This is a genomic window from Streptomyces avidinii (genome assembly GCF_014650695.1).
In the GTDB taxonomy this organism is placed as follows: Bacteria; Actinomycetota; Actinomycetes; order Streptomycetales; family Streptomycetaceae; genus Streptomyces; species Streptomyces avidinii.
In genome coordinates this window covers 163,310-172,767 of the sequence record NZ_BMVL01000004.1, presented here as the reverse complement: position 1 = coordinate 172,767, position 9,458 = coordinate 163,310, and the positions used below count along the sequence as shown (strand labels likewise).

Annotated in this window: 11 protein-coding genes; all 11 read left to right on the top strand. The window is 70.3% G+C overall.

Going from position 1 to position 9,458, the window contains the following annotated elements:
* On the top strand, positions 1–410 hold a 410-nt coding region (locus IE257_RS11860), incomplete at its 5' end, for a GNAT family N-acetyltransferase (protein ID WP_189967616.1).
* 211 nt (positions 411–621) lie between these two features.
* Positions 622–705: a putative leader peptide gene (locus IE257_RS39370; RefSeq protein ID WP_312847410.1), complete on the top strand. Its 84-nt coding sequence runs from the start codon at positions 622–624 to the stop codon at positions 703–705.
* Between the two features lie 213 nt (positions 706–918).
* Entirely contained in the window at positions 919–2,625 is a 1,707-nt protein-coding gene (locus IE257_RS11855) for a nitrite/sulfite reductase (protein WP_189967613.1), read from the top strand.
* The gene (locus IE257_RS38120) at positions 2,622–2,828 is read left to right on the top strand and encodes a DpnI domain-containing protein (protein ID WP_229920287.1); all 207 of its coding nucleotides are present in this window, start codon (positions 2,622–2,624) and stop codon (positions 2,826–2,828) included. The genes IE257_RS11855 and IE257_RS38120 overlap by 4 nt, the downstream gene beginning before the upstream one ends.
* Positions 2,825–3,538 (top strand): phosphoadenylyl-sulfate reductase, encoded by a 714-nt coding sequence (locus tag IE257_RS11850; protein ID WP_189967611.1) that lies wholly within the window; start codon positions 2,825–2,827, stop codon positions 3,536–3,538. Before IE257_RS38120 ends, IE257_RS11850 begins: the two co-directional genes overlap by 4 nt.
* A 35-nt stretch (positions 3,539–3,573) precedes the next feature.
* Entirely contained in the window at positions 3,574–4,119 is a 546-nt protein-coding gene (gene cysC, locus IE257_RS11845) for an adenylyl-sulfate kinase (protein WP_054227921.1), read from the top strand.
* Positions 4,116–5,057, top strand: a complete 942-nt coding sequence (gene cysD / locus IE257_RS11840; RefSeq protein WP_189967609.1) for a sulfate adenylyltransferase subunit CysD — start codon at positions 4,116–4,118, stop codon at positions 5,055–5,057. The genes cysC and cysD overlap by 4 nt, the downstream gene beginning before the upstream one ends.
* Positions 5,058–5,059: 2 nt before the next feature.
* Entirely contained in the window at positions 5,060–6,400 is a 1,341-nt protein-coding gene (locus IE257_RS11835) for a sulfate adenylyltransferase subunit 1 (RefSeq protein ID WP_189967607.1), read from the top strand.
* Positions 6,401–6,615: 215 nt separating this feature from the next.
* Complete coding sequence (locus IE257_RS11830) at positions 6,616–7,743, top strand: aliphatic sulfonate ABC transporter substrate-binding protein (RefSeq protein WP_189967605.1); 1,128 nt, start codon at positions 6,616–6,618, stop codon at positions 7,741–7,743.
* A 34-nt stretch (positions 7,744–7,777) separates the two neighbouring features.
* Positions 7,778–8,572 (top strand): ABC transporter ATP-binding protein, encoded by a 795-nt coding sequence (locus IE257_RS11825; RefSeq protein WP_189739530.1) that lies wholly within the window; start codon positions 7,778–7,780, stop codon positions 8,570–8,572.
* Positions 8,559–9,455, top strand: coding sequence for an ABC transporter permease (locus tag IE257_RS11820; RefSeq protein WP_189967603.1), 897 nt, complete (start codon positions 8,559–8,561; stop codon positions 9,453–9,455). The genes IE257_RS11825 and IE257_RS11820 overlap by 14 nt, the downstream gene beginning before the upstream one ends.
* The last annotated feature ends 3 nt before the right edge of the window (positions 9,456–9,458 follow it).

The following is a 9,458-nucleotide window of genomic DNA, read 5'->3' as shown; positions in this document are numbered from 1 at the left end:
ACATTCACTGGACGGACCGGCTCTCGCTGACCCGCGCCCAGTGGGTGGAGCAGCTGGACCGGCCGGGCGTGGAGACGTGGGTGGCGTACGACCGGGGCACGCCGGCGGGGTACGTGGAGCTGGACCCGCAGGAGGACGGCGTGGTGGAGATCATGTACTTCGGTCTCCTGCCGGACTTCCGGGGCCGCCGCATCGGGGGGCATCTGCTGTCGGTGGGCGTCGCCCGCGCGTGGTCCCTCGCGGAGCGCTGGCCGGAGCGGGAGCCGACCCGGCGGGTGTGGGTGCACACGTGCAGCCAGGACGGTCCGACGGCGATGAGCAACTACGAGCGGCGCGGCTTCAAGGTCTTCAGGACGGAGACGGAAGAGAAGGAAGAGACCCCGACTCCCGGCCCCTGGCCCGGCGCGTAGCGCCCGCGGGAGGGCGGTCGGCCGAACCCGGAGGGTGCGGCGCCGCTGCGGGGGCGGCGCCCCCGCACCCCCGCTCCTCGAACGCCGGTGGGGCTGAAATGTCCGGCCCCACCGGGTGACCCCCGTCACATCGTCCCAACATGCGGGACGAGTTCGTCCGAATCATGGACAGTAGTGGACTCCTCCAATCGGCACATGACACGCTTCCGCCATGAATGGAGCTGGAATTGCCTTGGTGAGTCGGCGGCACGTCGACCTCGGCCGCATGTCCAGCGCCATCTGTCCGGCGCGCTGACGGAACCAGCCACGCCGCACATCGCCGTCGTCCCCGCCGCCGCGGACGCGCCGATCACCCGCCAGCCCCCTGAGGCCGTAGTACCGCTCTGCCCGCCGGCAACCCCGGCAGCGGAGCGGGAATCCGCCGCACCCGCTCGGAAACGCCGAGCCGGCCGGGGAGCGCCGCCTCCCCCTGCCCTTGCCTCGAGCCGCCGAAGAAGGACGTACCGCCATGGCCGCCACCCCCGAAACGCCTGCAGCCGCACCCGCAGCCGCCGCGCGCCGCAAGACCGGCCGTCACCGCGGTGAGGGCCAGTGGGCCGTCGGACACCACACGCCCCTCAACGGCAACGAGCAGTTCAAGAAGGACGACGACGGTCTCAACGTGCGGACACGCATTGAGACGATCTACTCCAAGCGCGGCTTCGACTCGATCGACCCCAACGACCTGCGCGGCCGTATGCGCTGGTGGGGCCTCTACACCCAGCGCAAGCCCGGGATCGACGGCGGCAAGACCGCGATCCTGGAGCCGGAGGAGCTGGACGACGAGTACTTCATGCTGCGCGTCCGCATCGACGGCGGCCGGCTGACCACCGAGCAGCTCCGCGTGATCGGCGAGATCTCCGAGGAGTTCGCGCGCGGCACCGCGGACCTCACCGACCGCCAGAACGTGCAGTACCACTGGATCCGGATCGAGGACGTCCCGGAGATCTGGCGCCGGCTGGAAGCCGTCGGCCTCTCCACCACCGAGGCCTGCGGTGATACGCCCCGCGTCATCCTCGGTTCGCCCGTCGCCGGCATCGCCCTGGACGAGATCATCGACGGCACGCCCGCCATCGACGAGATCTACCGCCGCATCGTGGGCAACAAGGACTTCTCCAACCTGCCCCGCAAGTTCAAGTCGGCGATCTCCGGCTCGCCGCTGCTGGACGTGGCGCACGAGATCAACGACATCGCGTTCGTGGGCGTGAACCACCCCGAGCACGGCCCCGGCTTCGACGTCTGGGTCGGCGGCGGCCTCTCCACCAACCCCAAGCTGGGTGTGCGCCTGGGCACCTGGGTCTCGCTCGACGAGGTCCCGGACGTCTACGAGGGCGTCATCTCGATCTTCCGCGACTACGGCTACCGCCGGCTGCGCAACCGCGCCCGTCTGAAGTTCCTCGTCGCCGACTGGGGCCCGGCCAAGTTCCGCCAGGTCCTGGAGGACGAGTACCTGAAGCGCAAGCTGACCGACGGTCCCGCGCCGGCGCAGCCGAGCGGCCAGTGGCGCGACCACGTGGGCGTCCACCAGCAGAAGGACGGCAAGTTCTACGTCGGCTTCGCGCCCCGCGTGGGCCGCGTGGACGGCGCCACCCTGACCAAGATCGCGGATGTGGCCCAGCAGCACGGCTCCGGCCGGCTGCGCACCACCGCCGAGCAGAAGATGATCGTCCTCGACATCGAGGCCGACCGCGTCGACTCGGTGGTCGAGGCGCTGGAGGCGCTGGACCTGCGGGTCAAGCCGTCCCCGTTCCGCCGCGGCACGATGGCCTGCACCGGCATCGAGTTCTGCAAGCTGGCCATCGTCGAGACCAAGGCGCGCGGCGCCTCGCTGATCGACGAGCTGGAGCGCCGTCTGCCGGACTTCGCCGAGCCGCTCACCATCAACATCAACGGCTGCCCGAACGCCTGCGCCCGTATCCAGGTGGCGGACATCGGTCTCAAGGGTCAGCTGGTCCTCGACGACGACGGCAACCAGGTGGAGGGCTATCAGGTCCACCTGGGCGGCGCCCTGGGCCTGGAAGCCGGCTTCGGCCGCAAGGTCCGCGGGCTCAAGGTCACCTCGGCCGGCCTGCCCGACTACGTCGAGCGGGTCGTCAAGCACTACGAGGAGCAGCGCGAGGACGGCGAGCGCTTCGCGGCGTGGGTCGCCCGCGCGGACGAGAAGAGCCTCTCGTGAGCGAGCGCGCCGCACCGTTCTACTGCCCGTACTGCGGCGACGAGGACCTGTTTCCGAACGAGACGGGCCACGGCGCGTGGGAATGCAGGGCCTGCAACCGAGCCTTCCAGCTGAAGTACCTCGGGCTGCTGGCCCGGGGTGTCCCGTCGGATTCGGCGGGATCAGCGGGATCAGCGGGATCAGCGGGAGGGGACGGGATATGACCACCACTCAAGACGTGCGTCTCACGGCCGAGGAACTCAAGGAGCTGGCCGAGCGGGCGGGCCGGGAACTGGAGGACGCCTCGGCGCCGGAGATCCTGCGCTGGGCGGCGGAGACCTTCGGCAAGCGGTTCGCCGTGACCTCCTCCATGGAGGACGCGGTCGTCGCCCACCTGGCCTCGCGGGTCTTCCCCGGCGTGGACGTGGTCTTCCTCGACACGGGCTACCACTTCGAGGAGACCATCGGCACCCGTGACGCGGTCGAGGCCGTGATGGACGTCAACGTCATCACCCTGACCCCGCGTCAGAGCGTCGCCGAGCAGGACGCGGAGTACGGCCCGAAGCTGCACGACCGCGACCCCGACCTGTGCTGCGCGCTGCGCAAGGTCAAGCCGCTGGAAGAGGGCCTGACCGCGTACGCCGCGTGGGCGACGGGCCTGCGCCGCGACGAGTCCCCCACCCGGGCGAACACCCCGGTGGTCGGCTGGGACGAGAAGCGGCAGAAGGTCAAGGTCTCGCCGATCGCGCGCTGGACCCAGGACGACGTGGACGCGTACGTCGCCGAGCACGGCGTGCTCACCAACCCGCTGCTGATGGACGGTTACGCCTCCGTCGGCTGCGCCCCGTGCACCCGCCGCGTCGCCGTGGGCGAGGACGCGCGGGCCGGCCGGTGGGCCGGGCGGGGCAAGACCGAGTGCGGACTGCACGGCTGATGACGACGAGCGAAGAACCTACGGAGACAGAGCAGATGAGCGTGAGCGACCAGGGCGCCACCGTGTGGCTGACCGGGCTGCCGAGCGCGGGCAAGACCACCATCGCCTACGCGCTGGCCGAGCGGCTGCGCGGCGAGGGCCACCGCGTGGAGGTGCTCGACGGGGACGAGATCCGTGAGTTCCTCTCCGCCGGCCTGGGCTTCACCCGCGAGGACCGGCACACCAACGTGCAGCGGATCGGCTTCGTCGCCGAGCTCCTCGCGAGCAACGGGGTCAAGGCGCTGGTGCCGGTGATCGCGCCGTTCGCGGACAGCCGTGAGGCCGTCCGCAAGCGGCACGCCGCCGAGGGCACCTCGTACCTGGAGGTCCACGTGGCCACCCCGGTCGAGGTCTGCTCCGAGCGCGACGTGAAGGGCCTGTACGCCAAGCAGGCGGCGGGCGAGATCTCCGGTCTGACCGGGGTCGACGACCCGTACGAGGCACCGGAGTCCCCGGACCTCCGTATCGAGTCGCACACGCAGACCGTGCAGGAGTCGGCCTCGGCCCTGCACGCGCTGCTCACCGAGAGGGGTCTGGCATGACCACGGCCGCACACCTGCACACCGATTCCGGCTCCGACGCCCCGTACGCGCTGTCGCACCTCGACGCGCTGGAGTCCGAGGCGGTGCACATCTTCCGCGAGGTGGCGGGCGAGTTCGAGAAGCCGGTGATCCTTTTCTCCGGCGGCAAGGACTCCATCGTCATGCTGCACCTGGCGCTGAAGGCGTTCGCGCCGGCGCCGGTGCCCTTCACGCTGCTGCACGTCGACACGGGCCACAACTTCCCCGAGGTGCTGGAGTACCGCGACCGGACGGTCGAGAAGCACGGCCTGCGCCTGCACGTGGCCTCCGTCCAGGAGTACATCGACGCGGGCAAGCTGCGCGAGCGCCCCGACGGCACCCGCAACCCCCTGCAGACCGTGCCGCTGACCGAGGCGATCCAGAGCCTGAAGTTCGACGCCGTCTTCGGCGGCGGCCGCCGCGACGAGGAGAAGGCCCGCGCCAAGGAGCGGGTGTTCAGCCTGCGCGACGAGTTCTCGCAGTGGGACCCGCGCCGCCAGCGCCCCGAGCTGTGGCAGCTCTACAACGGCCGCCACGCCCCCGGTGAGCACGTGCGCGTCTTCCCGCTCTCGAACTGGACCGAGCTGGACGTCTGGCAGTACATCGCCCGCGAGGGCATCGAGCTGCCGGAGATCTACTTCGCCCACGAGCGCGAGGTGTTCCAGCGCAACGGCATGTGGCTGACGGCGGGCGAGTGGGGCGGCCCGAAGGAGAACGAGACGCCCCAGACGCGTCTCATCCGCTACCGCACCGTCGGTGACATGTCCTGCACCGGCGCCGTCGACTCCGACGCCGTCTCGCTGGACGCCGTGATCGCCGAGATCGCCGTCTCCCGCCTCACCGAGCGGGGCGCGACCCGCGCCGACGACAAGATGTCCGAGGCCGCGATGGAAGACCGCAAGCGCGAAGGGTACTTCTAGACATGACCAGCACCACCGAGCAGTTCGCCGACGTGTCGGCGACCACCCTGCTGCGCTTCGCGACCGCCGGTTCCGTCGACGACGGCAAGTCCACCCTGGTGGGCCGGCTGTTGCACGACTCCAAGTCGGTCCTCACCGACCAGATGGAGGCCGTCGAGGCCGTCTCCGCGCAGCGCGGCCAGGACGCCCCGGACCTCGCGCTGCTCACCGACGGCCTGCGGGCCGAGCGGGAGCAGGGCATCACCATCGACGTCGCCTACCGGTACTTCGCCACCGCGCGCCGCCGGTTCATCCTCGCGGACACCCCGGGGCACGTGCAGTACACCCGGAACATGGTCACCGGCGCCTCCACCGCCGACCTGGCCGTGGTCCTCGTCGACGCCCGCAACGGCGTGATCGAGCAGACCCGCCGGCACGCGGCCGTCGCCGCCCTGCTGCGCGTGCCGCACGTGGTCCTGGCCGTCAACAAGATGGACCTCGTGGGCTACCAGGAGTCGGTCTTCGCCGCCATCGCCGAGGAGTTCACCGCGTACGCCTCGGACCTGGGCGTCCCGGAGATCACCGCCATCCCGATCTCGGCCCTGGCCGGGGACAACGTGGTGGAGCCCTCCGCCAACATGGACTGGTACGGCGGCCCGACGGTGCTGGAGCACCTGGAGACCGTCCCGGTCAGCCACGACCTCACGGCCTGCCCGGCGCGCTTCCCGGTGCAGTACGTGATCCGTCCGCAGTCCGCCGAGCACCCCGACTACCGCGGCTACGCGGGTCAGATCGCCTCCGGCGTGCTGCGCGTCGGCGAGGCCGTGACCGTCCTGCCGTCGGGCCGGACCTCCGTCATCGAGGGCATCGACGCGCTCGGCGAGAGCGTGGACATCGCCTGGGCCCCGCAGTCGGTGACGCTGCGCCTGCGGGACGACATCGACATCTCGCGCGGCGACCTGATCGCGCCGTCCGCGAGCGCCCCGGCCACCACCCAGGACGTCGAGGCGACGGTCTGCCACGTGGCCGACCAGCCCCTGGCCGTCGGCGCCCGGGTGCTGATCAAGCACACCACTCGCACGGTGAAGGCCATCGTCAAGGAGATCCCCTCGCGGCTGACCCTCGACGACCTGTCCCAGCACCCCGACCCCGGGCAGCTGGTCGCCAACGACATCGGCCGGGTCGTCGTCCGTACCGCCGAGCCGCTCGCGCTCGACGCGTACGCCGACTCCCGCCGCACCGGGTCCTTCCTGCTGATCGACCCGGCCGACGGAACCACCCTGGCGGCGGGCATGGCCGGCGAGTCCTTCGCCTCCAGGGCCGACACGACCGTCCAGGCCGACGAGGAAGGCTGGGACTTCTAACTCATGCTTTCCGACATCTACTCCACCTTCGCGAAGGAGGGCGGCCGCGTGGGCAGCGGCGCCCTCGGCAGCGGCCAGGGAGGGGTGGCGCGATGTGCGCGATGACGTACGCGCACCGCATGCGCGCCCACACCCCCCACGAGCCGTACCCGCCATTGCCCCGCAAACGAAGACGTGCGTCATGAGATGACGCCGTCACGAGAGGAAGCCCTCCCGTGCCTGCCACCGCCACCGCCCGCACCACCCTCCGCCGCGGCATCGTCGCCGCCGCCGCTCTGCCGCTCCTGATCGGTGCGCTCGCTTCCTGCGGCTACGGTTCCGAGGCGAAGAAGGACGAGCCGAAGGCCGCGGACGCCGCCGCCGACGCCGGCAAGAAGCTCTCGGCCGCCGAGGTCCGCATCGGGTACTTCCCGAACCTGACGCACGCCACCGCACTCGTCGGCCTCCAGGAAGGCCTGATCGAGAAGGAACTGAACGGCACCAAGGTCAAGCCGCAGTCCTTCAACGCCGGCCCGTCCGAGATCGAAGCCCTCAACGGCGGCTCTCTCGACATCGGCTTCATCGGCCCCTCCCCCTCGATCAACGGCTACGTCAAGTCCAAGGGCTCCAACCTGCGGATCATCTCCGGATCCGCCTCCGGCGGCGTCAAGCTCGTCGTGAATCCCGACAAGATCAAGACCCTGGACGACCTCAAGGGCAAGAAGATCGCCACCCCCCAGAAGGGGAACACGCAGGACGTCGCGTTCCTCAACTGGATCTCCGAGAAGGGCTGGACGGTCGACCCCGAGTCCGGCAAGGGCGACGTCTCCGTCGTCCGCACCGACAACAAGGTCACCCCCGACGCCTTCAAGCAGGGCTCCATCGACGGCGCCTGGGTCCCCGAGCCCACCGCCTCCAAGCTCGTCTCCGACGGCGGCTCCGTCCTCCTCGACGAGACCGCCCTGTGGCCCGACAAGAAGTTCGTGATCACGAACATCATCGTGTCCCAGAAGTTCCTCAAGGAGCACCCGGACGTCGTCGAAGCGGTCCTCAAGGGCACCGTGAAGACCAACGAGTGGATCAACGCCAACCCGGACAAGGCCAAGGCCTCCGCCAACGCGAAGCTCCAGGCCGACAGCGGCAAGGCCCTCGACGCCAAGGTCATCGACCCGGCCTGGCCCAGCATCGCCATCACCGACGACCCGCTGGCCGCCACCCTGAAGACCCAGTCGGAATGGGCCGTCAAGGCCAAGCTCATCGAGCAGCCCGACCTCGCCGGCATCTACGACCTGACGCTCCTGAACAAGGTGCTCAAGGCCACCGGAAAGCCCGAGGTCTCCGACGCCGGACTCGGCACCAAGTAACCCAGCAACCCCGCAATCCCAGGAGGTGACGACCATGGCCACCACGCTTGCCAAGGCTGCCGAGGGCTCCGTCGCGGAGCGCACGCACGCCGCCCGCATCGAGCACGTATCGAAGTCCTTCTCCGGCCCGGCCGGATCGCAGCTCGTCCTGGACGACATCAGCCTCGATGTCGCTCCCGGAGAGTTCGTCACCATCCTGGGTGCCTCGGGATGCGGAAAGTCCACGCTGCTGAACCTGGTCGCAGGTCTGGACAAGCCGTCCGCGGGGTCCATCGAGACCCCCGGCGGCCGTCCGGCGCTGATGTTCCAGGAGCACGCCCTCTTCCCGTGGCTGACCGCGGGCAAGAACATCGAACTCGCCCTGCGCCTGCGCGGGGTGGCCAAGGCCGAGCGCCGCCCGGAGGCCGAGCGGCTGCTGGAGCTGGTCCGCCTCGGCGGCTCGTACGGCAAGCGGGTGCACGAGCTGTCCGGCGGTATGCGCCAGCGCGTCGCCCTGGCCCGGGCACTCGCCCAGGACAGCCGGCTGCTGCTGATGGACGAGCCGTTCGCCGCCCTCGACGCCATCACCCGGGACGTACTGCACGGCGAACTCACCCGCATCTGGGCCGAGACCGGACTGTCCGTCCTCTTCGTCACCCACAACGTGCGCGAGGCCGTCCGCCTCGCCCAGCGCGTGGTCCTGCTCTCCTCCCGGCCCGGCCGGGTCGCGAAGGAATGGACCGTGGACATCCCGCAGCCGCGCCGCATCGAGGACGCGGACGTTGCGGAACTGTCCCTCGAGATCACTGAACACCTGCGTGGGGAGATCCGCCGCCATGGCCAGCACTGACACCACCACGAAGGCCACGGGCAAGAGCGACGACCTGGCCGGCCTGGAAGCGGGTCTCGACGCCCTCGACGCGGTCCAGACCCATCGCACCCCGATCCGCGAGATCCTCGTCAAGAAGGTCTTCCCGCCCGTCCTGGCCGTGAGCCTCGTGCTCATCGTCTGGCAGGTGCTCGTCGCGACGAAGGTCACCGAGGAGACCAAGCTGCCCGCGCTGTCCGCGGTGTGGGACAGCCTGTCCGACATGTGGCTCAAGGGCACGCTGCTGGAGGTCATCTGGACCAGCGTCTCCCGCGGCCTGCTCGGCTTCCTGCTGGCCCTGGCCATCGGCACCCCGCTCGGCCTGCTCGTCGCCCGGGTGAAGTTCGTCCGCGCCGCGATCGGACCGATCCTCCAGGGCCTGCAGTCGCTGCCGTCGGTGGCCTGGGTGCCGCCGGCCGTCCTGTGGTTCGGCCTGAACGACGCCATGATGTTCACGGTGATCCTGCTGGGCGCCGTCCCGTCCATCGCCAACGGCCTCGTCTCCGGCATCGACCAGATCCCGCCGCTCTACCTGCGCGCGGGCCGCACCCTGGGCGCCACCGGTCTGCGCGGAGCCCGGCACATCGTCATGCCGGCCGCGCTGCCCGGCTACCTCGCCGGCCTCAAGCAGGGCTGGGCCTTCTCCTGGCGCTCGCTGATGGCCGCCGAGATCATCGCCTCCTCACCCGACCTCGGCCTGGGCCTCGGCCAGCTGCTGGAGAACGGCCGCAACAACATCGACCTGCCGGGCGTGTTCCTCGCGATCATCCTGATCCTGGTGGTCGGCATCGCCATCGACCTGCTGATCTTCAGCCCTGTCGAGCGGTGGGTACTGCGCAGCCGCGGCCTGTTGGCGAAGAGCTGATCG